The sequence below is a fragment of the Oleidesulfovibrio vietnamensis genome, from assembly GCF_055388115.1.
Window position 1 is genome coordinate 3,413,418 of the sequence record NZ_AP042419.1, and the last position, 24,190, is coordinate 3,437,607.

18 protein-coding genes, 3 tRNA genes and 3 rRNA genes are annotated in these 24,190 nt (G+C 57.9%); 4 read left to right on the forward strand and 20 right to left on the reverse strand.

Features of this window, described 5'->3' with window-relative positions; translation table 11 throughout:
* Nucleotides 1-32: 32 nt before the first annotated feature.
* Both ACZ5D1_RS15300 and ACZ5D1_RS15305 read right to left on the reverse strand, forming a co-directional pair.
* Entirely contained in the window at nt 33-2,192 is a 2,160-nt protein-coding gene (locus tag ACZ5D1_RS15300; protein ID WP_011369252.1) for an ATP-dependent helicase, read from the reverse strand.
* Between the two features lie 13 nt (nt 2,193-2,205).
* Entirely contained in the window at nt 2,206-3,597 is a 1,392-nt protein-coding gene (locus tag ACZ5D1_RS15305) for an alkaline phosphatase family protein (RefSeq protein ID WP_049753964.1), read from the reverse strand.
* A 190-nt stretch (nt 3,598-3,787) separates the two neighbouring features.
* On the opposite strand from ACZ5D1_RS15305, the gene ACZ5D1_RS15310 reads away from it, so the two are divergent.
* Entirely contained in the window at nt 3,788-4,153 is a 366-nt protein-coding gene (locus tag ACZ5D1_RS15310; RefSeq protein WP_455697007.1) for a hypothetical protein, read from the forward strand.
* 584 nt (nt 4,154-4,737) lie between these two features.
* Here ACZ5D1_RS15310 and ACZ5D1_RS15315 read toward each other — a convergent pair.
* From ACZ5D1_RS15315 to ACZ5D1_RS15345, 7 genes are all read right to left on the reverse strand, one after another.
* Nucleotides 4,738-4,824, reverse strand: a tRNA-Leu gene (locus tag ACZ5D1_RS15315).
* Nucleotides 4,825-6,144: 1,320 nt separating this feature from the next.
* Nucleotides 6,145-6,259, reverse strand: a 5S ribosomal RNA gene (gene rrf / locus ACZ5D1_RS15320).
* 119 nt (nt 6,260-6,378) lie between these two features.
* Nucleotides 6,379-9,309 (reverse strand): 23S ribosomal RNA (locus ACZ5D1_RS15325).
* Between the two features lie 205 nt (nt 9,310-9,514).
* Nucleotides 9,515-9,590 (reverse strand) — tRNA-Ala (locus ACZ5D1_RS15330).
* Nucleotides 9,591-9,604: 14 nt separating this feature from the next.
* Nucleotides 9,605-9,681: transfer RNA gene (locus tag ACZ5D1_RS15335), tRNA-Ile, on the reverse strand.
* Nucleotides 9,682-9,747: 66 nt separating this feature from the next.
* Nucleotides 9,748-11,289, reverse strand: a 16S ribosomal RNA gene (locus ACZ5D1_RS15340).
* Together the 16S, 23S and 5S rRNA genes with 2 tRNA genes alongside form the textbook arrangement of a ribosomal RNA operon.
* Nucleotides 11,290-11,812: 523 nt before the next feature.
* On the reverse strand, nt 11,813-13,447 hold the full coding sequence (locus ACZ5D1_RS15345) for a LysM peptidoglycan-binding domain-containing protein (protein WP_011369255.1): 1,635 nt from the start codon (nt 13,445-13,447) through the stop codon (nt 11,813-11,815).
* A gap of 181 nt (nt 13,448-13,628) precedes the next feature.
* On the opposite strand from ACZ5D1_RS15345, the gene rlmB reads away from it, so the two are divergent.
* Nucleotides 13,629-14,381, forward strand: a complete 753-nt coding sequence (gene rlmB / locus ACZ5D1_RS15350; RefSeq protein ID WP_148204183.1) for a 23S rRNA (guanosine(2251)-2'-O)-methyltransferase RlmB — start codon at nt 13,629-13,631, stop codon at nt 14,379-14,381.
* Nucleotides 14,382-14,460: 79 nt separating this feature from the next.
* On the opposite strand, the gene fliQ is transcribed toward rlmB, so the two are convergent.
* The 10 genes from fliQ to era all read right to left on the reverse strand — a co-directional run bounded on the left by fliQ (nt 14,461) and on the right by era (nt 21,498).
* Nucleotides 14,461-14,730, reverse strand: a complete 270-nt coding sequence (gene fliQ, locus ACZ5D1_RS15355; RefSeq protein ID WP_011369257.1) for a flagellar biosynthesis protein FliQ — start codon at nt 14,728-14,730, stop codon at nt 14,461-14,463.
* Nucleotides 14,731-14,764: 34 nt separating this feature from the next.
* Complete coding sequence (fliP, locus tag ACZ5D1_RS15360; RefSeq protein ID WP_464556562.1) at nt 14,765-15,463, reverse strand: flagellar type III secretion system pore protein FliP; 699 nt, start codon at nt 15,461-15,463, stop codon at nt 14,765-14,767.
* A gap of 76 nt (nt 15,464-15,539) precedes the next feature.
* Nucleotides 15,540-16,046 carry a flagellar biosynthetic protein FliO gene (gene fliO / locus ACZ5D1_RS15365; RefSeq protein WP_464555389.1) on the reverse strand — a complete coding sequence of 169 codons (507 nt, stop codon included), beginning with the start codon at nt 16,044-16,046 and terminating at the stop codon, nt 15,540-15,542.
* A 13-nt stretch (nt 16,047-16,059) separates the two neighbouring features.
* Nucleotides 16,060-16,587, reverse strand: coding sequence for a flagellar motor switch protein FliN (fliN, locus tag ACZ5D1_RS15370; RefSeq protein ID WP_027182582.1), 528 nt, complete (start codon nt 16,585-16,587; stop codon nt 16,060-16,062).
* 55 nt (nt 16,588-16,642) lie between these two features.
* Nucleotides 16,643-17,119 (reverse strand): flagellar basal body-associated FliL family protein, encoded by a 477-nt coding sequence (locus tag ACZ5D1_RS15375; RefSeq protein ID WP_011369261.1) that lies wholly within the window; start codon nt 17,117-17,119, stop codon nt 16,643-16,645.
* A 27-nt stretch (nt 17,120-17,146) separates the two neighbouring features.
* Entirely contained in the window at nt 17,147-17,875 is a 729-nt protein-coding gene (locus tag ACZ5D1_RS15380; RefSeq protein WP_027182583.1) for an OmpA/MotB family protein, read from the reverse strand.
* A 2-nt stretch (nt 17,876-17,877) separates the two neighbouring features.
* Nucleotides 17,878-18,798 (reverse strand): OmpA/MotB family protein, encoded by a 921-nt coding sequence (locus ACZ5D1_RS15385; protein WP_011369263.1) that lies wholly within the window; start codon nt 18,796-18,798, stop codon nt 17,878-17,880.
* A gap of 71 nt (nt 18,799-18,869) precedes the next feature.
* Nucleotides 18,870-19,634, reverse strand: a complete 765-nt coding sequence (locus ACZ5D1_RS15390; RefSeq protein ID WP_464555393.1) for a flagellar motor protein — start codon at nt 19,632-19,634, stop codon at nt 18,870-18,872.
* A gap of 22 nt (nt 19,635-19,656) precedes the next feature.
* Nucleotides 19,657-20,403 (reverse strand): YggS family pyridoxal phosphate-dependent enzyme, encoded by a 747-nt coding sequence (locus tag ACZ5D1_RS15395; RefSeq protein WP_049753966.1) that lies wholly within the window; start codon nt 20,401-20,403, stop codon nt 19,657-19,659.
* Between the two features lie 168 nt (nt 20,404-20,571).
* A complete protein-coding gene (gene era, locus ACZ5D1_RS15400; RefSeq protein WP_011369266.1) occupies nt 20,572-21,498 on the reverse strand; it encodes a GTPase Era in 927 nt (308 codons plus the stop codon).
* Nucleotides 21,499-21,653: 155 nt separating this feature from the next.
* Here era and ACZ5D1_RS15405 point away from each other — a divergent pair, with 155 nt between their 5' ends.
* Nucleotides 21,654-21,923, forward strand: coding sequence for a hypothetical protein (locus tag ACZ5D1_RS15405; RefSeq protein WP_011369267.1), 270 nt, complete (start codon nt 21,654-21,656; stop codon nt 21,921-21,923).
* A gap of 105 nt (nt 21,924-22,028) precedes the next feature.
* Here the strand turns inward: ACZ5D1_RS15405 and sfsA are convergent, their stop codons facing one another.
* Nucleotides 22,029-22,772, reverse strand: a complete 744-nt coding sequence (sfsA, locus tag ACZ5D1_RS15410) for a DNA/RNA nuclease SfsA (RefSeq protein ID WP_011369268.1) — start codon at nt 22,770-22,772, stop codon at nt 22,029-22,031.
* A gap of 192 nt (nt 22,773-22,964) precedes the next feature.
* On the opposite strand from sfsA, the gene ACZ5D1_RS15415 reads away from it, so the two are divergent.
* On the forward strand, nt 22,965-24,137 hold the full coding sequence (locus ACZ5D1_RS15415; protein WP_464555396.1) for a pyridoxal phosphate-dependent aminotransferase: 1,173 nt from the start codon (nt 22,965-22,967) through the stop codon (nt 24,135-24,137).
* Nucleotides 24,138-24,190: the final 53 nt, after the last annotated feature.

Genomic DNA, 24,190 nt, shown 5'->3' on the forward strand with positions numbered 1-24,190 from the left:
AATTTTGCGGCGGCCGCGGCAGCGGGCCGTTATCATTCCAGAGTAAGATACTGGGCCATAATGACCTTGAGACCGAATCCCGGAAAATTGACGCGGTACTTGTCGGGCGGCACATGCTGAATAATTTTGCCCCTGCCGAAAATCTTGTGCGTGCAATACCCCGAAGCCGGTCTGCCGCCGTTGCCCAGCGCGCCGCCGCCCTGTTCCGCCTGCCGGCCACCGCCGGACGCAGGGCCGGACGTGCGCGCGGCAGAAACAGTAACCGGACGGGCATCCTGCCTGCGGGTAAGCGTGCCGGTAAAGTTTTCGCGCCAGTCTTCATAAAGATGGGCGGGCAGGTCACGCACAAAGGGGCTGGGATTGGCCGGTGTATTGCCGCCTCCGCTGCGGTCGTAGATGGTGGCAGGCACAAACAGCGCCAGATAATCACGGGCCCGCGTGCACGCCACATACATAAGCCGCCGCTCTTCCTCAAAGTCCTCTGCCTTGTTCAGGGCATGGCGCGAGGGAAAACGGTCTTCCACCAGATCAATGAGCAGCACCGCCGACCATTCCAGCCCCTTGGCGGAATGCACGGTGGACAACGTGACCGCGCTGATGTCTTCACCTTTGTCCGTTGCGGGGTCCTCCAGACACAGGTCCGAAAGCATCAGATCCACATCGTTGTACGATGCCGCAATCTGGACAAGCTGTTCCAGCCCGTGCTGTCTGCGGGGGTAGTCGTCAGGATAGTTGGCTTCGAGCCGCGGCTGGTAATGCTCAATAACGGCCTGCGTCAGACCGGCCGGAGTAAGCGGCTTTGCCCGCAGTGCATCCAGCATGTCCAGATCGTGCTGCAGGTCGGGAAACCGTGCACAGGCCTTTTTCAAAACACTTCTGTCCGCTTTCTGGGCCGCATCGTACAGCTTCAGGCAGGTTTTTGCCCCTATGCCCTTTACCAGCGAAGCCATCCGCTGAAACGCCGGCAGATCCAGCGGGTTGACCACCAGCCGTATGTAGGAAAGAACGTCCTTGACATGAGCGGCGTCAGAATAACGAACCCCGCCGTACTTCTTGAATTTGACGCCCAGCTTTCCCAGCTGCATCTCCACATGGTAGGACTGGTATCCGGCGCGGAACAGCACGGCGATTTCATCCGGCGGGTATGTACGCAGCAGCTCGGTTATTTTTGATGTGACCATGGACGCCTGAGTCAGGTCTGAAAGCGGGCGCAGCACATGAGGGGTAGGACCTCCTTCGCGCCGGGTGAACAGCTTTTTGCGGAACGCCTGCGGCGCATCGTCCAGAATGGCGTTGGTCAGATCAAGCACAGGCTGTACCGAACGGTAATTCTCTTCCAGCTTGATGATACGCGTTCCGGGAAACATGTCAGGAAAATCAAGAATATTCTGCACATTGGCACCGCGGAACGCATAGATGGACTGCGCGTCGTCGCCCACAGCCATCACGTTGTTGTGGCCGCTGCCCAGCAAACGCACCAACCGCGCCTGTACCAGGTTGGTGTCCTGAAATTCGTCCACCATGATATATCTGAACCGGTCGCGGTAGTACGCCAGCAGGTCGGCATCGGACTGCAGCAGCCTTTCCAGCTCAAACAGCAGGTCATCATAATCCATAAGCGCATGTCTGCGCTTGAACGCCCTGTAGGTGTCGCTGATGCGCGTAAGATCGCCCGCGTAGGATGCCAGGTGAAAGGCTTCGCGCCGCAGGACATCCTCCACCGTCAGTTCCTTGTTGCGCGCTTTGGACAGCAGCCCCATGACGGTCTGCGTTTTGGGAAAACTCCGGTCCCCTTTGCCCAGTCCCAGCGTATCCTTGCAGTGTTTCAGCGCACCGGCGGCATCGGCGGAATCCATGACGGACAGATCGCCTTCGTACCCCTGCGGTTTGTGCATGCGCAAAATGGAATAGGCAAAGGCATGGAACGTACCTCCCTGCACTCCGCCCACCATGCCCGCGGACTGGCCCAGCAGCTGGGCCGCTCTGTGCTGCATTTCCTGTGCGGCCTTGCGGGTGAACGTAAGCAGAAGAATATTGGACGCGGCAATGCCCTGCTGCACCATGTTTGCCAGCCGGTACACCACTGTGCGGGTTTTACCGCTGCCTGCTCCGGCTATGACCAGCATGGGGCCTTCGAGGGTGGTGGCGGCTTCGTACTGAGCCGCGTTCAGTTCTTTTTTATAATCAATCATATATATGGTATCGTTACTTGTTGCCGGGCGGGTGGATAAGCCCCGTCGCCGCGGGGCGGCCTGATTGTGCGACAGGGGCCAGACCGAAATGCTCCAGCACCAGCCTGCCCGTATGACGCATTATCTGCGGTGCCGCGTGCATCGAATCGTAAAAAAAAGCTCCGTCCGCAGTGTGCGTACCCGTTCTGCCGAAAAAGCCGAAAACTTCCGTCCTGTCGAACTTGGCCTTGAGATCAAAGCCGTCATGCGGTTCGCAGACAATATCCGGCGCCCTGTCACGCAAGGGACCGTTGTACAGGCTGTCGGCCGTGTGCACCGCCTTGATGACCGGCTGACCGTTGTATGTGAGCCGCAACAATCCTTCAGTGACGGCCTGCATGGTCTGTCCGGCCTGCGCGGGGGTCAGCCTGCCCCTGCCGAACCGCTGTGCCGTATGCAGATAGATACGGCCCGGGTCCAGCGCAAACGCTCTGGTCTCCGGCAGAATACCCGTGGCGTCCAGCTCTGCCGTCGCACCGTCATGATGCTGTGTATACAGGTACCCGTTTTGCCGCAGCCATGCGTTAATGTCCACCTCTGTGATCAGACGTGTGAACCCGTGATCTGCCAGCGCCATCAGGCGCCCCGGAACAGGCAGGGCGTCGTACAGTTCCAGCACGCGGCCGATCAGTGCGTCCCACTCCTGCAGCAAAACCATGCAGGCTTCATGCTGCGGGTGGTCAGGCTCAGTCACCGCATCGTAAAAGAAATGAAAAAGGCGGTCTGTTTCTGTGAGCACTATGGTGAACACATCCCAGCCGAGGTCCGGCCACAAAAGCTCCAGAGCGTATCTGCGCGACTGCAGTGTGGCACGCAGCTGCGCAAGCAGATACGGCAGGTCAGCAGCACCGCGGGTGGTATCCGCCTCCAGCAGGTATCCGGCCTCGCGCAGCCGGTGCGCAAGAAAAGGCGGATGCACGGCACGGGATAGTTCCGGTGCCACAAATCCAGCCACCGTCATGGCACCTTTGACCGGACGCACCGGATACGTGTTGGGCAGGTTCACCAGTCTGCTTGCATAACCGGCATCACCCAACCGGTCAAAAATTGTGGGAACAGCCACCTGAGAAAAATCCGCAAGTGCCATCTGATAGCTGGCGGGACTGATGCGGGTGAATCCGAAAATTCCGTGATCTTCCGGCCCGCAGCCGGTATAAAAAGACGTCCAGTTGACAGGAGACAGTTCCGGCAGCTCGGCCCGCACTGTGCCGCACTCCGGTGCAAGCGCAAGGCGCGAAAGGTGCGGAAAGCGGCCGGTGGCGCACAGTTTGACAGCCATGGACAAAGACAGTCCGTCCAGTCCCAGAATAACCATGCGCCGCCGGTGAGAAACCTTGTGCAGGTCTGTTTGCGTTTTCTGCGACATGGCGAAGGTGTACCAGAACATGCGCCGGCAAGCCAGCATCGGCCACCACCAAGGAAGGGCCGGAAGCGGAACCGGGCACAGCCGTGGAAACCTGCCTCGTTTTACGGTATGCTCGACAGGTGCCGCCATGGCGCACACAACCACCTGTCAGACTGCCGTATGCTGACAACAGTGTTGCAGGAGGGAACACATGGCCAAGTATGACTGTGAAATGTTCGGTTTTTTCTCGTACAGCCCGGAACTGAGCTACAACGAACTGTATGCGCTGGAAGAATCTTTCCGCAGTACGCTGCATGATGCGCTGGCCGCACACGGAGCTGACTATATGCAATATGAACCGGAAGGTGACGCGCTGCGCGTACAGTGTGTATTTGCCGGATGTGAAGAAGAAGTCTTTCATGCCGTGTGCGATACTGTGGTACGGAGTATGTCGGGCCATGTGCACGGCAGACTGCTTTTTGTGAATAAAAATCTGCAGGAGCTGCTTGTATACCGGCTGCAGCACACAGGCTGGTCCGAAGCCGCCGTGTCTCTGCTCGGGCTTGACAGCATCTGAACCCGGCACCCGCCCGAAACTGGCAACGCTTCCCCGCGCGCCGCCTTGCATGGCATATCAACACCGGCTTTTCCCTTCCGGCGGACAGTCACGGCATTACATCGGGCACAACCTGTCTGTACCTGCACAAAGGTAAACAGCCCGAATGCAGGCCCGCCGTACTGTCATATGGCAACCGGATACAACACGGGCATGCGCACACATATCCTGCCGTCACTGCCTGTCCAAACTTTCCTGCGACTGGCAGGCATACCGGACTGCGCCTTTATATACTCAAGGTCAATTTCCACCGGAACAAGCAGATACCGTTCTGCGCAAAGTCACGGGCATTGCTTCCGGCAAAATCATCACAGAACAATCCCTGCTGCCTGTAAGCGCCCCCCTCAAAACTATGCCCGATCATCGCCCGAGAAGCGCCCAATCCGGCGCAGCCCCGCACATACCGTTTGGCCTGATCGCACGGCGACACCGGAGCTGCATGCCCAAACGCCGGACAGCGGCTACACAGCCACGCGTAATCCCCCAAAATTCTATGTGAAACAGCAAAGGCGACTACAGCAAAAGCCATAGCCGCCTTTCTTGCGTGGTACCCGAGGCCGGACTTGAACCGGCACAGCTCGTAAGCCGAGGGATTTTAAATCCCTTGTGTCTACCACTTCCACCACTCGGGCATGTGGCGGTTTCTCTAGTATGACATACGCTTTCCGTCAAGCTGTCCTCGCAGCCGTGCGCCCGAAGCAGTCGGGCTGACCGATGCAGGACGGGCGCAACGGGGGATGCAAGGGAAGTCTTTCCCCTTGCCCGCCGGAGGCGTATTTAGGGTTGCTTAATATCTGCCTCCGGCGGGCAGGGAGATGATCTCCCTGCACCCGCAATGCGCGGCGTTGGCAGGCGGCAAAGAAAAGGCTCCGGCGCGGCGGGCTGTGTTTGCTCTGCAAATTACGTCATGGCTTGCCGAATGCCCATCAATAATCGCCCGATGAGCTGGTCCATAAAGCATCGTTGCACGGAAGGCTCCCTAAGGGCCAACGTATGCCGCAGCCGTACGCCCGAAGCAGTCCGGCTGACCGGTGCAGGGCGGGCGCAACGGGGGATGCAAGGGGAATCATTCTCCTTGCCCGCCGGAGGCGTATTTAGGGTTGCTTAATATCTGCCTCCGGCGGGCAGGGAGATGATCTCCCTGCACCCGCAATGCGCGGGGTCGGCGGGCGGCAGAGAAATGGCTCCGGCGCGGCGAGCTGTGTTTGCTCTCCCGAATCACCTCATGGCTTGCCGAATCCCGTCAATCGCCCGATGAGCTGGTCCATAAAGCAGCGTTGCACGGAAGGCACCCTAAGGCCCAACGTATGCCGCAGCCGTACGCCCGAAGCAGTCCGGCTGACCGGCGCAGGACGGGCGCAACGGGGGATGCAAGGGGAATCACTCCTCTTGCCCGCCAGAGGCATATTTAGGATTGTTCAGTAACTGCCTCCGGCGGGCAGGGAGATGATCTCCCTGCACCCGCAATGCGTGGCGTTGGCAGGCGGCAGAGAAAAGGCTCCGGCGCGGCGAGCTGTGTTTGCTCTCCCGAATCACCTCATGGCTTGCCGAATCCCGTCAATCGCCCGATGAGCTGGTCCATAAAGCAGCGTTGCACGGAAGAGGCACCCTAAGGCCCAACGTATGCCGCAGCCGTACGCCCGAAGCAGTGGGGCTGACCGGTGCAGGGCGGGCGCAACGGGGGATGCAAGGGGGAATCATTCCCCTTGCCCGCCGGAGGCGTATTTAGGGTTGTTCAGTGTCTGCCTCCGGCGGGCGGGGAGATGGTTGTTCTGATCCTGCCACACAACAGTGGAGTATCAGTTAACCCCCTACAGCCTTTCCGGATGGCAGGGAGCAAGGCGGCAGATACGGAGCTAGTGCGCGTGCGGAGGAAGATGGAGGGGTTCAGAAACGACAACAGGCTCTGATCCGTTTTGGATCAGAGCCTGTTGCGCTTTTTAAAGAAAAAGCCTTGGCGACGGCCTACTTTCCCACAAGCTCCCTTGCAGTATCATCGGCGATGGCTGGCTTAACTTCCGAGTTCGGAATGGGATCGGGTGTACCCCAGCCTCCATGGTCACCAAGGCAAATTCGTGGCCGGGCTTGGTGGTCACCGGTAAGGCGGCGGGTATATCTCCCCGCGCCACGTCGACGACTGCCTGGCCGAAATTTTAATTAAATAGGGTGGAAAGGAATTTATGAGAATCAATAAGCCGCACGGGCTATTAGTACTGGTCAGCTGAGCATGTCGCCATGCGTACACCTCCAGCCTATCAACCGGGTAGTCTACCCGGGCCCTTCAGCTCTTAAAAGAGAGGGAGATCTTATCTTGAGGCAGGCTTCCCGCTTAGATGCTTTCAGCGGTTATCCCTTCCGAACATAGCTACCCTGCGGTGCCTCTGGCGAGACAACAGGAACACCAGTGGTTCGTCCATCCCGGTCCTCTCGTACTAGGGACAGGTCCTCTCAAATCTCCTACGCCCACAGCAGATAGGGACCAAACTGTCTCACGACGTTTTAAACCCAGCTCGCGTACCACTTTAAACGGCGAACAGCCGTACCCTTGGGACCTGCTTCAGCCCCAGGATGTGATGAGCCGACATCGAGGTGCCAAACCGCGCCGTCGATATGAACTCTTGGGCGCGATCAGCCTGTTATCCCCGGCGTACCTTTTATCCAATGAGCGATGGCCCTTCCATGCGGAACCACCGGATCACTAACACCAACTTTCGTTCCTGCTCGACATGTCTGTCTTGCAGTCAAGCTCCCTTATGCGTTTGCACTCGACGGCTGGTTTCCAATCAGCCTGAGGGAACCTTTGCATGCCTCCGTTACATTTTGGGAGGCGACCGCCCCAGTCAAACTACCCACCAGACACTGTCTTCCTGCCGGCTAACGGCGAGGAATTAGAGCCTTAGACTGACAAGGGTGGTATTTCAAGGTTGGCTCCACCGATACTGGCGTACCGGCTTCAAAGCCTCCCACCTATCCTACACATGTCAGCCCAAAACCCAATGTCAAGCTATAGTAAAGGTGCACAGGGTCTTTCCGTCTTGCTGCGGGTACACGGCATTTTCACCGCGACTTCAATTTCACCGAGTCACTAGTTGAGACAGCGCGGAGATCGTTACGCCATTCGTGCAGGTCGGAACTTACCCGACAAGGAATTTCGCTACCTTAGGACCGTTATAGTTACGGCCGCCGTTTACCGGGGCTTCGGTTCGAAGCTTCGCTTGCGCTAACCTCTCCCCTTAACCTTCCGGCACCGGGCAGGCGTCAGTCCCTATACGTCGTCTTACGACTTAGCAGAGACCTATGTTTTTAGTAAACAGTCGCCACCGCCATTTCTCTGCGGCTCTCCTGGGCTTATTGAGTAAATCATTCACCCGGAAGAGCACCCCTTATTCCGAAGTTACGGGGTCATTTTGCCGAGTTCCTTAACTAGTGTTCTCTCGAGCGCCTTGGGTTACTCACCCCACCCACCTGAGTCGGTTTACGGTACGGTCTGCATGAACTATACTTAGGAGCTTTTCTAGGCAGCATAGGCTCAACCACTTACGTCCTTGCGGACACCGCATCGTGCCTCGGCCTTAGAGGAAGACGGATTTGCCTGTCTTCCAAGCCTACACACTTGCACCGGCTAATCCAACAGCCGGCTGGCCTACCTTTCTGCGTCCCTCCATCGCGCGATCACACAGGTACGGGAATATTAACCCGTTTCCCATCGACTACGGCTTTCGCCCTCGCCTTAGGGGCCGACTAACTCCGGGCAGATTACCTTTACCCGGAAAACCTTGGGTTTACGGCGAACAGGTTTCTCACCTGTTTTATCGTTACTTATGTCAGCATAATCACTTCTCTACAGTCCAGCTGGCCTTACGGCGCACCTTCGACCCATAGAGAACGCTCCCCTACCGCTCGTCAAAGACGAGCCCGAAGCTTCGGTACCATGCTTAGCCCCGTTACATTTTCGGCGCAGGATCTCTAGACCAGTGAGCTATTACGCTTTCTTTAAAGGATGGCTGCTTCTAAGCCAACCTCCTGGCTGTCTAGGAAATCCCACCACCTTTGCCACTGAGCATGGATTTGGAGACCTTAGCTGTCGGTCTGGGCTGTTTCCCTTTCGACTACGGACCTTCGCACCCGCAGTCTGACTCCCAGGGTACATCTTACGGCATTCGGAGTTTGATAGGGTTTGGTAAGCTGGTAGGCCCCCTAGCCCTGTCAGTGCTCTACCTCCGTAAGACAATCCCTGAGGCTATACCTCAATATATTTCGGGGAGAACCAGCTATCACCGAGTTTGATTGGCCTTTCACCCCTATCCACAAGTCATCCAAATCATTTTCAGCTGATACTGGTTCGGTCCTCCACCAAGTTTCACCTTGGCTTCAACCTGCTCATGGATAGATCACTCGGTTTCGGGTCTACTCCGCTGTACTTGTCGCCCTGTTCAGACTCGCTTTCGCTACGGCTACACTTGCGCTTAACCTTGCACAGCAGAATAACTCGCTGACTCATTATGCAAAAGGCACGCGGTCACATCTTAAAGATGCTCCCACAGCTTGTAGGCAACTGGTTTCAGGTTCTATTGCACTCCCCTAACAGGGGTTCTTTTCACCTTTCCCTCACGGTACTGGTTCACTATCGGTCGCCAGAGAGTACTTAGCCTTGGAAGATGGTCCTCCCGGATTCCCACGAGGTTTCACGTGCCTCGCGGTACTCAGGTGCCTTCCGAGCCGTGTTCCGTTTCAGGTACGGGGCTTTCACCCTCTATGGCCAGGCTTCCCAGCCTGTTCCCCTGCGTACTTACGGATCTCTTATGAAGGTCCTACAACCCCGCATGAACGAATCCACACGGTTTGGGCTGATCCCCGTTCGCTCGCCGCTACTGAGGGAGTCTCGTTTGATTTCCTCTCCTCCGGGTACTGAGATGTTTCACTTCCCCGGGTTTGCTCCGCAAGACCTATGTATTCAGTCAAGCGGTAACGGGACATGACTCCCGCTGGGTTTCCCCATTCAGAGATCTCCGGATCACAGGATGTTTGGCTCCTAACCGAAGCATATCGCAGCCTACCACGTCTTTCATCGCCTTCTGGCGCCTAGGCATCCACCAGTTGCCCTTAATAACTTATTAATTCTCGTTCCTTTCCATCCCTATTCAATTTTCAAAGAGCGAGGAACATATGTTCCTCTTACGCAGTTCAGTGTACTGCGTTTAGCAGAAGCTTTCGCTCCGGCCGCACGGCAAGTGCGGGTTGCAATTGCAAAGCCGTATGCTTTGCCGCTGCTGTCGGACTTGCCGTTATGTAAAAGAACTCGCGGGCCATGCCACCGTAAAGTGGTGGAGGCGAACGGATTTGAACCGATGACCCCCTGCTTGCAAGGCAGGTGCTCTCCCAGCTGAGCTACGCCCCCACGGTGCGTGGTGATGGTGGGCCTAGGAAGACTTGAACTTCCGACCTCACGCTTATCAGGCGTGCGCTCTAACCAGCTGAGCTATAGGCCCAGGCTTCCCGCGTCAAAGAGTCAAGCTCCTTGAAATTAAATAGCGAGTTGGACAAATGGAATCGTTAAAGGAGGTGATCCAGCCGCAGGTTCCCCTACGGCTACCTTGTTACGACTTCACCCCAATCATCGGCCCTACCGTAGACGACTGCCTCCCTTGCGGGTTAGCTCATCGGCGTCGGGCAGAACCAACTTTCGTGGTGTGACGGGCGGTGTGTACAAGGCCCGGGAACGCATTCACCCCGTCATGATGATACGGGATTACTAGCGATTCCGACTTCATGCAGTCGAGTTGCAGACTGCAATCCGGACTGAGACGCACTTTTTGGGATTAGCTCCACCTCGCGGTATCGCAACCCTTTGTATGCGCCATTGTAGTACGTGTGTAGCCCTAGGCGTAAGGGCCATGATGACTTGACGTCGTCCCCACCTTCCTCCCCGTTAACCGGGGCAGTCTCTCCAGAGTGCCCAGCATTACCTGATGGCAACTGAAGATAGGGGTTGCGCTCGTTGCGGGACTTAACCCAACACCTCACGGCACGAGCTGACGACAGCCATGCAGCACCTGTCTCGGAGCTCCCCGAAGGGCACTCCCTCTTTTCGGAGGGATTCTCCGGATGTCAAGCCTAGGTAAGGTTCTTCGCGTTGCATCGAATTAAACCACATACTCCACCGCTTGTGCGGGCCCCCGTCAATTTCTTTGAGTTTCAGCCTTGCGACCGTACTCCCCAGGCGGGATACTTAACGCGTTAGCTACGGCACCGAGGATCAAGTCCCCGACACCTAGTATCCATCGTTTACGGCGTGGACTACCAGGGTATCTAATCCTGTTTGCTACCCACGCTTTCGCACCTCAGCGTCAGTGTCAGTCCAGGTGGCCGCCTTCGCCACCGGTGTTCCTCCAGATATCTACGGATTTCACTCCTACACCTGGAATTCCGCCACCCTCTCCTGAACTCTAGCCTAGCAGTATCAAGTGCAATTCCCCGGTTGGGCCGGGGGCTTTCACACCTGACTTACCAAGCCGCCTACGCGCGCTTTACGCCCAGTGATTCCGATTAACGCTTGCACCCTCCGTATTACCGCGGCTGCTGGCACGGAGTTAGCCGGTGCTTCCTCTAGAGGTACCGTCAGGCATGCGGCGTATTATTCCGCATACGGTTCTTCCCTCTTGACAGGAGTTTACGACCCGAAGGCCTTCATCCTCCACGCGGCGTCGCTGCGTCAGGCTTTCGCCCATTGCGCAATATTCCCCACTGCTGCCTCCCGTAGGAGTCTGGGCCGTGTTCCAGTCCCAGTGTGGCAGGTCATCCTCTCAAACCTGCTACTGATCGTTGCCTTGGTGAGCCATTACCTCACCAACTAGCTAATCAGACGCGGACTCATCAGCACCCGGAAGCTTGCAAGCAGAGGCCCCCTTTACCCTTTCAAGACTATCCGGCATTAGCAGTCGTTTCCAACCGTTATTCCGGTGATGCAGGTAGATAATCCACGCGTTACTCACCCGTGCGCCACTTTACTCATCCCCGAAGGAACTTTCGCGTACGACTTGCATGTGTTAAGCACGCCGCCAGCGTTCAATCTGAGCCAGAATCAAACTCTCCAGTTAGAAAACTGAAGCCATAAAATTCTATGGCCAAAATAAAGCTGAACTTATTTCCTGTCCAACTCGCTATTTAATTGTCAAAGAGCTTCATTTGAAGCCTGCCGCCCCGGCAGCTGTTGCCGCTGCGGAGTCGGCGTTATGCCTTCTATCCGTCAGCCTGTCAACAACTTTTTTCACTTTTTTTTCCGAACCCGCTGAACGGATGCGGCAGTGTGGTTCAACGAGCTTCCCGCCGAAGCGGAAGGGCTTTCTATGCCCTCTTCATCTCGTCGTCAACACCTTTTTTCATTTTATTTTCGGAACCCGAAAAATGAAAAGTGAATGCGCCTTACGGTCAAAGAACTTTCCTCACCGAAGCGAGGAAGGGCGTTCTATGTGTTTCCCCTGCAGTCGTCAACACCTTTTTTTCATTTTTCCATCAATACCTTCTAAAATTCTGTTTTTAAACACTATAAATATCATCAGCCCATAACGCAAAAAGCCCCGCCGGGTGGCGGGGCTTGCGGGGTCAGGCTTTATAGCCGCATCAGTCCACATACAGAGTCAGTTTGTCGCCGGGGCGGATGATGCTTCTGCGGCCGAGGTTGTTCCAGCGCATCAGTTCATTATATGAGACATTGAACCGCTGGGCGATGGCCCATAGCGAATCACCGGTGCGCACTCTGTACACAACGGCCTTGCGTGCCTGTTCCGCGTCCTTGCGGGTACGGGCTTCCTGCGCTCTGGTCTGTCCGGGAATGTACAGCTTCTGTCCGGGACGCAGCATGCTGCTGCGCAGACCGTTGGCCTGCTTCAGCGTGGCCACTGTCAGCCCGTAGTTGCGGGCTATATCGTACAGGGTGTCGCCCTGACTCACCACGTAGTCACCGCGCTTCTGCGCCAGTGCTCTGGTCTCCTGCATGGGCGAAGAAGGAATTCTGCCACTGCCGGTACGCGGAATCATGAGCCGCTCACCCGGACGCAGCAGATTGCTTTTCTTCTGGTTGACCTTTTTCAGCACAGACACAGGCACCCCGTATCTGCGGCTGATACGATACCATGAGTCACCGCTGCGCACCTTGTAATCGGCCCATCCGGCATACGGGCGTGATTCCGGCTTTGCCAGAAACGCCAGAGCACCGGACTTTGCCGCGGGAGTCACATATACAGTGGTCTCAGCATCGGGAGGCGTGACATACCGCAGAAACGCGGTGTTGTATTTCTTAAAGTCGTCCCATTTCATTCCGGCGGCATCGGCCAGTGCCAGCAAATCGGTGCCACCCTTTACCTGCAGCGGATTCAGCTCGGGAGCGCAATCAAGCCGCAGCGGTTTGAAACCAAGCTCTTCAAGGTTACGCATGATCTTCACTATGGCTATGAACTTAGGCACATAGTGACGCGTCTCACGGCGAAGCTGCTTACGGTGGCTCAGTTTATGATTCTGGCTTGTAAGTTCAAAAAAGCTCTCGGCACCGGTGCCTGCTATGGCTCTGCCTATCTTGCCCTCACCTGCATTATACGCGGCAAGAGCCAGATACCAGTCGCCGAATTCTGCATAAAGCCACGACAGGTAGTTGGCCGCAGCCTCTGCCGACTTATAAGGATCGCGCCGTTCATCAATCCACCAGTCGTACCGCAGCCCGTATTTGCGGCCGGTGAAAGGCATAAACTGCCACACACCGGCGGCACCGGCCCGCGAGTACGCGTTGGGGTTGAAGCCGCTTTCCACAAATGCAAGATAGACCAGTTCTTCAGGCAGCCCCTTCTGCCGGAAGACTTCTCTTGCGGCGGGCAGATACACTTCGGCGCGCTCAAGGTAGCGCTCAAACGAACCGCGGGCACGGTGGGTGAAATATTTGATGTACGACTCGACCACGCTGCGGTCGCTTTCGTCCATTTCAATATCAATATCCAGCTGGGTCAGCAGAGCCTGCTCTTCTTCCACGGTCAGAGGCTGATTGTCGTCTGCCGGCGGCACTTCGATTTCAACCACTTCTTCGGCATCGCTGATGGAAGCATCCTGCTCTTGCAGCGGTGCGGGGCAGGCCTGCACTTCGGCTACGGGGGGCAGTTCGGGTTGCGGAGAATTTTTGGACACGCAGCCGCCACCCGCGAGCATGAGCACAAGCAGTGCCAGCACGCCGGCGCGGCCCGGAGCAAAACCGCGTGAGAATATATGCATAAGGTTCCGGTGTCTCCCTATGGTTTGTTTCTGATTACCCTTGCAGTCGCGGCAAAACGCGGGTACTGCGGGGTGAAGTAGCCTCCTGTTACCCTAAACGCCAAGGGGAGGCAATGCGGCAGTTCCGCCTTCAACCCTCAGACCACGCCCGCGCAGCTCTCTGCTGTGCGGCATGCTCATCATGAAACCAGAAACTACCGACAGCACCATACTTCCGGGCATAAAGCCCGTCCTTGACCAGCTGCGCCAGTCGCCGGACCGTGTTGATTCCGTGACCATACGCAAAGGGCGCAAAAACGCCGACACCGACGCCATAGTGACGCTGTGCCGCAGACACGGCATACGCTTTACATTTGTACAGGATACGGCGCTTGATAAATTATTTTCCGGCAACCATCAGGGGGTGGTGGCCCGCGTGTTCAATGCGGGATACGTAGAAGTGGAAGACGTGCTTGAAGCGGCGCTTGCAAGTCCTCTCAAGCTTGTTCTTGCTCTTGATCAGGTGCAGGACCCCGGCAATGCCGGTACGCTGGCGCGCACGCTGTACGCGCTGGGCGGCGGAGGCATAATCATGCCCAAGCACAATGCATCTGCACTGGGCAGTGCGGCTGTCAAAGCCAGTGCCGGCGCCCTTGCGCGGTTGCCCGTGGCCAGAGCCACCAACCTTTCAAGAGCGCTCGAAACCGCTGCAGATCAGGGTTTTTCCATTTATGCAGCCCGCTTTGACGATGGTTCTGTCAATGCGTTCACCGCACGGCTCGATACACCCGCCGTGCTGGTGCTGGGCAACGAAGACAAAGGGGTACGGCCCGGCGTTGCAAAACGCTGCACAGCTTCCATCCATATTCCCATGCAGCGCGAATTCGACTCGCTGAACGTGGCACAGGCGGGGGCCATGCTCATGGGCTGCTTCTATGCCCGGCTGCAATCATAGTCACCGGCACCCGAAGCTTTGCAACGCCGCCCCGCAGCCCGCGGGGCGGCGTTCTGTTTTTTTCCTGCCGCGGGTGCGGTCAACGCACATAGTTGGGTATATTGATGAATACCTCACGCGTAAAGGCAAGCATCTTGTCCATAATCCACGGAAAAGAAACCAGCAGCGCAAGAAAGATGGAAACAATCTTGGGAATGAATGACAGGGTTGTTTCCTGAATCTGGGTTGCCGCCTGAATGACGGAAACAAAAACCCCCACCGCAAGCCCTATGCCCAGCATGGGCAACGATATGGTCAATGCCAGTTCAATGGCCTGACGCGCAAATCCGACGACAAATTCCGGTGTCATGATTCCGACTCCTCTGTGTTTACGTCTGCACCCGTCAGAGCATGAAGCTGTTGACCAGCGATGTTGTAAGCAGGCTCCACCCGTCCACCATGACAAAAAGCAGAATCTTGAACGGCATGGAAACCATCATGGGGGGCAGCATCATCATGCCCATGGCCAGCAGGATGGAGGCCACCACCATATCCAGCACCAGAAACGGAATATAGATGAGAAACCCGATGGTGAAGCCGGTCTTCAGCTCGCTGATGACATAGCCCGCTGCAAGCATGACCGTGGGCACGTCGTCCTTGTTGCGCGGACGCTCCATGCCGGTGATGCCGTAAAAGACGGAAAGGTCTTTTTCGCGGGTATGTTTGAACATGAATTCGCGCAGAGGTTCCTGCGCCACGGTGAGGGCTTCCCTGAAGCCGATGCGCTCGTCCAGATACGGCTGAAGCGCTCTGTCATTGATTTCCTTGCCCACGGGCATCATGATGACCACCGTCATGAAGATGGCAAGACTGGCCAGCACCTGGTTGGGGGGCAGCGTGGGCAGCCCCATGGCCTGACGCACAAAGTGGAATACGATGATGATGCGGGTGAAGCTGGTCACGGTAAGCATGATGGCCGGAGCCAGCGAAAGAACCGTGAGCAGAAAGAGAATTTCAAGAATTACAGTGACTTTTTCCGGCTCTGTGGCCCCGCCGGAAAGGGTCAGCTGCATATCGGGCAGAGAAATATCGCGCGCGGCCATGGCCGCGTCGGGCATGCACAGCAGGGCCAGCGCCGCAGCCAGCACACCGGCCCCTGTCAACAGAGTGACAGCAGACCTACGTCCCGTCTCCGGCTTCGTCCAGCACCGCCGCAAAAGAATTTCCGCCATGTTCATGGTGTTCAGTAAGCTCCGTCAAGAGATTGATGTTGTGGTCCGTGACCCCCAACACCAGTCGTCTATTCAAGATGCGTACCACCATGACGGAGCGCTTGGGCCCCAGCGCCAGATGTCCTTCTATCTTCATATCGCCCGGCCGGACACGCGCACCGCGTCCCGCCGCACCGAAACGGCGTACCGCCCAGAGCACACCGTACAGCGCCGCCAGCAGCAGGCACAGCACTCCGAGAGCCTGTATATAGCCGCTCCAGTCAAAGGGAGTGCCCGTGCCGGTGCCGAAACCTGTGGCGTTGGCCGCACCGGCGACGGCATGCGCCGCGGTGGCATTGGCCGCCGAAACCGCATCCACCACACCACGCACACCATCTGCTCCCGCAGTGGCGTTCAGCCGTGTGGCAACAGCGCCCCCGACGGCTTCCGCCGCACTAAGCGAAGCGTTATGCATACCGCCGTACCCGCTAGCCCAGCTGTTTGACGCGTTCAATGGGGCTGATGATGTCTGTCAGCCGCACGCCGAATTTTTCGTTGATGACCACGGCCTCGCCGCGGGCCACCAGCTTGCCGTTGACATAAATTTCAAGCGGTTCACCGGCCAGTTTGTTCAGTTCAACCACCGAACCCTGCCCCAGCTGGAGCAGTTCGTTGATCAGCAGACGGGTACGCCCGAGCTCGGCAGAGACATCCAGCGGGATATCCAGAATGAAGTCGAGTTCGCGCTTGCCCGAATCCGGACGGGGCGATTTGGCTTCTTCGGTCAGGTCTTTGAACTCCATATCCCGCGCGGCCGAAGCGTAAAATCCCTGTTCTTTTTCTTTTTTCAACTGGTCCTGCTCTTCGTTTGCCAGAGCGGCAGCCCATTCCGCAGCCAGCTGTTCCTCACCGGCGCTGGCACCGCCCCCGCCGCCGGAATCGTCGCCTTCCTGCTCTTCCAGCGCAGCGGCCCACTGTGCGGCCAATGCATCCTGATCGACGTCTTTTTCTGCCATATCGCTATCCTCTTGTCTGGCTGCGCCTGCCGGCACAGTCAGCATCAGCGTTCATTTACTGGATGACCATCTCGGTGAAGTAGACCTGCCGCACCTTGGAGCCGCCCAGAATCTGGTTAAGCCGGTCTACAATCTCATTCTTGAGCAGCAGCTTGTTTTCCAGCGGAGCAAGGTCCGCGTATGACTTGCTGGACAGCAGAAGAATCATGGCGTCCTGCACACGGGCCGTCGACTTGTTCAGTTCTTCGGCCACCTTGGGGTTTATAACCTCCACATCGAGCGTCATTTTAAGATAGCGGCGCCCCAGAGGGTCGGACAGGTTGACCAGAAATGTGGGCAGAGTGACCACCTGCACATCTTTGGGCACTTCTTCTGCCTTGGTTGTCTGGTCGGTCTGCGCGGGGTCGCTGCTGCCCGCAAAAAACGTGAAATAGGCAAACGCTCCGCCGCCCGCGAGCAACAGCAGCACGACGATCATGATGATCCATTTGAGCTTGCCGCCCTTTTTTTCCTGCGTTTTTTCTTCTGCCACGGCTGTTCTCCTTGCCGGTTTGCGCTGCTAGCTGTAGCGCCCCAGCCACTGCGTCGTCTTGAGCAAAATTTCCACCCGTCTGTTCTGCGCCCTGCCCTGCGGCGTGGCGTTGGATTCCAGCGGCTTGTCAGGGCCGTATCCCGAAACGGAAAACCGTTCCGCACCAAGCCCGCTCTTCAGAAAAAAATCAAGCACGGCCATGGCTCTGCGGCCGGAAAGGTCATAATTATCCACACCCGAAGCGGGACTGTCGTCTGTATGGCCCGATATGGTCACATCAGCGGAGCTGTATTCCAGCACATCCGCCAGCGGTGCAAGCAGCTTGCGCGCGGGGGCTGTCAGCTCCCAGCTGCCCGGACGGAACAGCACCCCGTCTGTCAGCACAATGGCAAGCCCCTGCGGATCCTGCATAATACGCAGGTTCTCATCCAGTGTAGCGGTATCCACCTCGGGCGGCAACATGTCTTCGGGCCACAGCAGATCCTTCAGCCTTTCGGGTTTCTGCATGACATCGCGCGGCGATTCCAGCAATTCCATGACCATCAGGATACGCTGCGGAATACGCCCCGGACTCATGGACCCCATGATGCTGAAGCTGCTTGAATAGGGATTGATCCGCGACAGCAGCACCTGATCCATGGATGCCATGGAAAGAAGCAGCACGAAAAACGTAAGCAGCAGCGTGACAAGGTCGGAAAACGTCACCAGCCACATGGGGACGCCTTCTTCCTCCGGCGGTTTCTTTTCACGCGCCATGGTTACGGCCTCCCCAGACTGTCAAATCCGCCGGCGTCCTGCGGCACGTCATCATTCTGCGGCGGTGCGCCGTCGTTCATCCTGCCGCCCACAGGGCCTTCCACCGGAGCATCCAGCGAAAACCGGAAGTCCTTGTACTCAAAATTGCGCCTGTCGGCGGAAGCACGCTGTTCCTGCTCGCGCATCTTGCGTATCCATTCACGGTTGCGCTTGTCGAGCACGATATCAACCCTGCTGTTGCGCCTGCGTCCGTCGGGCGTCGTGCCGTCAAAGCGCGGCCGGTAGTGGGCAAAAGCCTCAACCTTGAGGTTTTCCGCGGGCATGCCTCTGCCGGTAAGGTACCGGTACACGGCCATTACCCGCATAAAGGAAAGCCGCCAGGTGGGAGCCAGCTGCTTTTCATCAAAAACAACCTTGTACTCCTGCCCTTCTTCGGCACGCTGGGTCGCCGTGTGTCCTGCCAGAAGCAGCGGATGCTCAACCCGCAGCAGCCACGGCAGAATTCTGTCCAGCACCTTGATGCCGCCCGGCAGCAGAACAAAGGAGCCGGGCCTGAACAGCACGGCATCGTTGATGGACAGTATCTGCACCATGCTGTTCTGCTGAAAATTCAAATCGCTGTCGGGATCTTCCCATATGAGATCCTTGAGCGGCTGCAGATCGTTCACGCTGCCCATCTGCATGGGGCCCGGTTCCACTATGCGGTTGGCACCATCTTCAGCATGCGGGTTAAAACTGCCGGAACCGATGCCGAATGCTCCGGTGACAGAAGCCAGCACAACCAGTTTGCGGCGTTCATCCAGCACGGACATACTTACCAGCAGCACGAAAAAAGTCAGCATCAGGGTCATCATGTCCGAAAACGTGATGAGCCATTTGGGGGCGCCGCCCCCGCCGCCTTTTTTGTTCTTCTTGCGCGCCATGCCCTGCTTCCTTGTTGTGCTGCCGCACCGGGTGCAGCACTGCCGGCCCTGCGGCGGTCACTGGTGCCGGACTAACCGGCATCCGCCTTGCGTTCTTTGGGCGGCTGATAGCTTGACAGCTTTTCCTGAATTATTCTGGGGTTTTCTCCGCGAGAAATCGCCAGAATGCCTTCCATCTGCATTTCGCGCATGGTCACCTCTTCACGCGAACGCATTTTCAGCTTGCCTGCCATGGGTATAAAAACCAGGTTCGCCAGCACAGCGCCGTAAAACGTGGTAATGAGTGCCACGGCCATGGCCGGACCGATGGAGCTGGGGTCACTCATGGTCTGCAGCATCTGCACAAGTCCGATAACCGTTCCGATCATACCCAGTGCCGGAGCATAGGCGCCCATGGCGTTGATGATTTCCACCCCTGTTTCATGCCGCGACTCAAGGCTGCTTATCTCGGTTTCCAGAATCTCCTGTATGGCCCGCGGTTCCAGACCGTCCACCGTAAGCTGCAGCCCTTTGCGCAGGTAGGCGTCCTCCACTTCTTTAATCACGGGTTCCAGCGACAGGATACCTTCGCGGCGGGCGCGGTTGGCAAAGTCCATGAACTGCTCGATGATGGAGGACGGGCTTTGCGCCGAAGCATTGAAGGTTTTTTTGATGACCCCCATAACACCCAGCACCGTGGCCAGCGGGTAGTTGACCAGCGTGGCTCCTATGGTGCCGCCCACCACGATGAGCAGCGAAGGGATGGACACGAAGATCATTATACTGCCGCCTTCGAGAATGCCCGCAAGCACCAGCCCGAAGGAAATCACAATGCCGAGTATGGTTGCCAGATCCATATGGAGTTCTCTTTTTTCCCTGTCAGCGGGGGGAACGTTCGCCGAAGATGTCTGTACCCACTCTCACCAGCGTGGCACCTTCTGCCACGGCCTGTTCAAAATCATGCGACATGCCCATGGAAAGATGCGGCAGCCGCATGCCCAGCCGCTGTTCCAGACTGTCGCGCAGCCCGCGCAGCTGGGCGAAATACGGTCTGGCTTCTTCGCCCTGACACGTCAGCGGCGGCATGCACATAAGGCCCCGCAACCGCAGCCCGCTCATGCCGGCAACGGCATCGGCCAGACGCAGCAACCCGTCACCGGCGGCAACACCCGACTTCTGCGGCTCGCACCCTATGTTGACCTGCACAAGCACATCCTGCACGGTGCGCGCACCTTCGGGCTGCTCTCCGTCCGGGGGCTGGACTGCCTGATGCAATTTGCAGGCCAGCTTCTCACTATCCACCGTGTGCACCAGAGCAAAACGTCCGGCCACATCGCGCGCCTTGCGTGACTGCACATGGCCTATAAAATGCCATGAAAGCGCAAGACCGGCCAGCGCCTGCTGTTTTTCCTGCGCTTCCTGCACATAGCTTTCGCCAAAGACGGCATGTCCGGCAAGCCGCGCCAGTGCTTCCACCGCGGCCGCCGGATGAAATTTTGATACCGCCACCAGTGTCACATCTTCCTGCTTTCTCCCCGATGCGCGCACTGCGTCATCCAGACGGCGGCGGACAGACTCCAGCCGCCCGCACAAAGCTTTTTCCTCTTGCTCAAGCACAGTATTCATCCTTTCACGGACAGTGACGGCGGACCGCCCTGCGGCAATCCCTTCCGGCACTTCCTGTTTTCCCGTACGTTTTTTTGACAGCCGCCACCGCCCCAAACAGCAATGCCCCGCCGTCAGGCAGGGCATCGCGGCGCAGACAATACCGGCAGCAGGCCGTAACCGGCGGGGCTAGCGGGCCCCCATGCCGATTTCAACCATAAACTGTTCGTTGTCCATCCAGTCGTCGGTGACGCGCACCCACAGGTCAAGAAACACCTTGCGGTCAACCAGCGCCTCGATTTCCTTACGCGCATCGGTGCCTATTTTTTTCAGCGTCTGCCCCTGCCTGCCGATGACCATGCCTTTGTGGTTCTTGCGGGCAACGTGAATCACGGCGTGAATGACCACACGGCCTTCCTCTTCCAGATCTTCCCACTTTTCCACGCTTACGGCGCTGTTGTAGGGCAGCTCCTGACGCAGTTCCAGAAACAGCTTCTCGCGGATGATTTCCGCAGCCATGAACCGCAGCGGCGCAGTGGAAACCTGATCGTCGGGAAACACGGGGTCGGCCACGGGCAGGTGCCCCTTGATAAAGGCAAGCATCTGGCGCAGGCCGTCGTCATTCAATGCTGAAACGGGAAAAATCTCGGCAGCGGGCCACATTTCGGCCAGCTTTTCCAGCAGCGGCAGCATGCGCGACTTGTCGGCAAACATGTCGACCTTGTTCAGCGCCACAACCACCGGACGTTTTTCGTGCCGGATGACCTCGATAAGCGGCTCAATGTCGTTATCCAGAAAATCCGGCTTGCGGACGTACAGATTGCTGTCCAGCACCACCATAATCACATCGGCGCCGTCCATGCTCTGCCATGCGGCCTGCAGCAGCAGCCGGTTCATCTTGCCGCGCAGCTGGTGGATACCCGGCGTATCCATGAAAACCACCTGAGCGTCGGGCTGTGTAAGAATGCCCACAATCTGGTTACGGGTGGTCTGCGGTTTGGGCGTCACAATGGCTACCTTCTGCCCCAGCAGGCTGTTCATCATTGTGGATTTGCCCGCGTTGGGCGGGCCCATCAGCGCTACCCAGCCGCAACGGTGTTCTGAAGAATGCGTCATATAAAAATCATCTCCTGATGTAGTGGTCGTAAATAAACCGAACCTTCTTTCATCCCCTTACCGCAAAGTCAAGCAGCGCGCCACGGTATTTTGCCGTGCGCCGTTGACCTTTTGTCTTCAATCTGTATTACATGGATGCAGCAAAGGAGATAACCATGCCGCGAAAGGTGAAATCCGTCCGTGTTCCGGAAGAGCTGGCATCGCTCGATCTTTCCGCCGTCATCGGCGAGTGCGAAAAATTTCTGCGCGATCTCGAATCGGCGACTCTGCTGAAACAGCAGGGCGATAAAGAGGCGGCTGAAGCACTGCTGCGCGCCCGCGAGGCCGATCTGGGCCGCAAAGTGGGGCTGAAGGTGTGGGAGGCGCGCAAACAGTACGGACAACAGCGCCTGAAGGCAATGCAGAACGGCGAAGAACGCGCCTGAAGCAGGCCGTACAACAGCCACGGGCGACGGCGCCGGCTCTGCATGCCGGTCAGGGGGTTCTTCCGTCTGCCGGCAGAATGCCCGTGCAGACGCCGGGTGCTTTATTCAGACGCCGGGCGGCGGCACAACGGGCAACAGCGGCCCCAGATCGATGCCGTGTTCGCTCACCAGTGCCCTGTGCGGGTACATTTCCACGCCCGCGGCTGCAGCTTCATAAAAAAGTCCGGCGTATACAGGGTCCACATAATCAGCAGGCCCGAAGCAATGCCCGTCCGCACGCTGCACCAGATAAAACATGGCGGCCCGCTGCCCCTGCCGCACAATCTCCATCATCTCCCGCAGGTGCTTCTGCCCGCGCTCGGTGGCCGCATCGGGAAAAGCGGCCACGTCGTCCTCCACCATGGTGACGTTTTTGCACTCCACCCACAAAGGCGGCAGACCGCTGTCCTGCGGCGCATCCATGCGCGCATCAAGCCTGCTGGCGCCGCAGCGGGCCTCACGCCGGAACATGGTGTACCCCGCTGCCCACGGCAATCTGCCGGCATGAAAAGCAGCTTCCAGCAGTCTGTTGGGGGTCTGCGTATTAACGCCCACCCACATGCCGTCCAGTCCGGCCAGTTCCTGCGTCCATTTAAGCTTGCGGGCGGGGTTGGCCGCCGGCGATGCCAGCACAGGCGCACCGGCGCGCAGCAACCCCAGCATGGAACCGGAGTTATTGCTGTGTATCCACACCCGCTCGGGCGCTCCGGCACCGGCCGTTTCCATCTCCACACTGAAGCGCTTGACCCGCCGTATGAATGTGCCGGTTATGCAGCCGCGGGGAAAGGCAATCAAGGGACTGTCACTCATTGCGTTTATCCTTTATAGTGCCGCACAGGAACGCAGTACCGCGCGGGGCAGCAGCTGTACGCTCAAGCGGCAACCGGACCGCACCGCCTGAAAATGGCACTGCGGCGTAAAGTCAAATTTACAGCCGGTCGCTAACCTGATAACCACGCCGGTACGAGCACTATTCCAATACCAGCATGGGAGAACCCCCCGATGAAGATCTCCGACCGTCTTATGCAGGTCAAACCGTCGGCCACTCTGGCCGTCAACGCCAAAGCGCTGGAGCTGAAAGCGCAGGGGCGTGAAATCATCAGCCTTTCCGTGGGCGAGCCGGATGTGCCGCCGCCGGCCCACATCGGCGCCGCCGCCAAAAAGGCCATCGACGAAAATTTCACCCGCTACACCGCCGTGCCGGGCATTCCCGAACTGCGCGACGCGGTCGCCGGATATTTCCGGCGGTTTTACGGTGTGGACGCCGCGGCAGAACACACCATTGTGACCAACGGCGGCAAGCAGGCACTGTACAATCTTTTTCAGGCACTGCTCAACCCCGGCGACGAAGTGCTTATACCCGCTCCGTACTGGGTAAGCTACCCCGCCATGGTGCAGCTGGCCGGCGGTACGCCCGTGCCTGTGGCTTCAGGGCCGGAAACGGGCTTTAAAACCTGTGTGGAGGAATTGCAGCGCCATATGACCCCGCGCACGCGGGTGCTGCTGCTCAATTCACCCTCAAACCCCACAGGCGCATGCTATACCCGCCACGAAATCGACACCATCGCCGCATGGGCCATCGAAAACGGGCTGTTCATCGTTTCCGACGAAATATACGACCAGCTTGTTTACGCCCCCGCCAGCCCCGCAGGGCTTGCCCCGTGGTGGCAGAGCAATCCGGAACAGGTGTGCGTGGTCAACGGGCTGGCCAAAAGCTTTTCCATGACAGGCTGGCGCGTGGGATATGTGCTGGCGCATCCCGACCTGATCAAAGCACTGGGCAAAATTCAGGGGCAGTCCACGTCCAACGTATGCTCCATTGCCCAGAAGGCGGCACTGGCCGCACTGACAGGCCCGTTTGACGCGCTGGACACCCTGCGCGAATCCTATGCCCGCCGCCGCGACATCGCTCTGGATATCATATCCGGCTGGAAAAACGTGGTCTGCCCGCGTCCCGACGGCGCTTTTTATCTGTTCCCCGACGTGCACAGGCTGTACACCGATGCCACGCCGGATTCCGCCACGCTGTGCACCCGCCTCATGGAGTCGGCAGGTGTGGCGCTGGTGCCGGGTGCCGCCTTCGGCGACGACCGCTGCGTGCGCATTTCGTATGCGGTTTCGGAACAGACCCTGCGCGACGCGCTGAGCAAAATAAGCAACGTGCTCTTTTCATAACTCTCCCGATAGGGAATAATGGCCGGCATATGTCCGCCTGTCCGCCTCCCGCG

Bases quoted from the DNA above. Each gene is read 5' to 3' on its own strand.
- ACZ5D1_RS15300 (WP_011369252.1), bottom strand. From the start codon at position 2,192: ATGATTGATTATAAAAAAGAACTGAACGCGGCTCAGTACGAAGCCGCC.
- ACZ5D1_RS15305 (WP_049753964.1), bottom strand. From the start codon at position 3,597: ATGTCGCAGAAAACGCAAACAGACCTGCACAAGGTTTCTCACCGGCGG.
- ACZ5D1_RS15310 (WP_455697007.1), top strand. From the start codon at position 3,788: ATGGCCAAGTATGACTGTGAAATGTTCGGTTTTTTCTCGTACAGCCCG.
- ACZ5D1_RS15345 (WP_011369255.1), bottom strand. From the start codon at position 13,447: ATGCATATATTCTCACGCGGTTTTGCTCCGGGCCGCGCCGGCGTGCTG.
- rlmB (WP_148204183.1), top strand. From the start codon at position 13,629: ATGAAACCAGAAACTACCGACAGCACCATACTTCCGGGCATAAAGCCC.
- fliQ (WP_011369257.1), bottom strand. From the start codon at position 14,730: ATGACACCGGAATTTGTCGTCGGATTTGCGCGTCAGGCCATTGAACTG.
- fliP (WP_464556562.1), bottom strand. From the start codon at position 15,463: ATGGCCGCGCGCGATATTTCTCTGCCCGATATGCAGCTGACCCTTTCC.
- fliO (WP_464555389.1), bottom strand. From the start codon at position 16,046: ATGCATAACGCTTCGCTTAGTGCGGCGGAAGCCGTCGGGGGCGCTGTT.
- fliN (WP_027182582.1), bottom strand. From the start codon at position 16,587: ATGGCAGAAAAAGACGTCGATCAGGATGCATTGGCCGCACAGTGGGCC.
- ACZ5D1_RS15380 (WP_027182583.1), bottom strand. From the start codon at position 17,875: ATGGCGCGTGAAAAGAAACCGCCGGAGGAAGAAGGCGTCCCCATGTGG.
- ACZ5D1_RS15385 (WP_011369263.1), bottom strand. From the start codon at position 18,798: ATGGCGCGCAAGAAGAACAAAAAAGGCGGCGGGGGCGGCGCCCCCAAA.
- ACZ5D1_RS15390 (WP_464555393.1), bottom strand. From the start codon at position 19,634: ATGGATCTGGCAACCATACTCGGCATTGTGATTTCCTTCGGGCTGGTG.
- ACZ5D1_RS15395 (WP_049753966.1), bottom strand. From the start codon at position 20,403: ATGAATACTGTGCTTGAGCAAGAGGAAAAAGCTTTGTGCGGGCGGCTG.
- era (WP_011369266.1), bottom strand. From the start codon at position 21,498: ATGACGCATTCTTCAGAACACCGTTGCGGCTGGGTAGCGCTGATGGGC.
- ACZ5D1_RS15405 (WP_011369267.1), top strand. From the start codon at position 21,654: ATGCCGCGAAAGGTGAAATCCGTCCGTGTTCCGGAAGAGCTGGCATCG.
- sfsA (WP_011369268.1), bottom strand. From the start codon at position 22,772: ATGAGTGACAGTCCCTTGATTGCCTTTCCCCGCGGCTGCATAACCGGC.
- ACZ5D1_RS15415 (WP_464555396.1), top strand. From the start codon at position 22,965: ATGAAGATCTCCGACCGTCTTATGCAGGTCAAACCGTCGGCCACTCTG.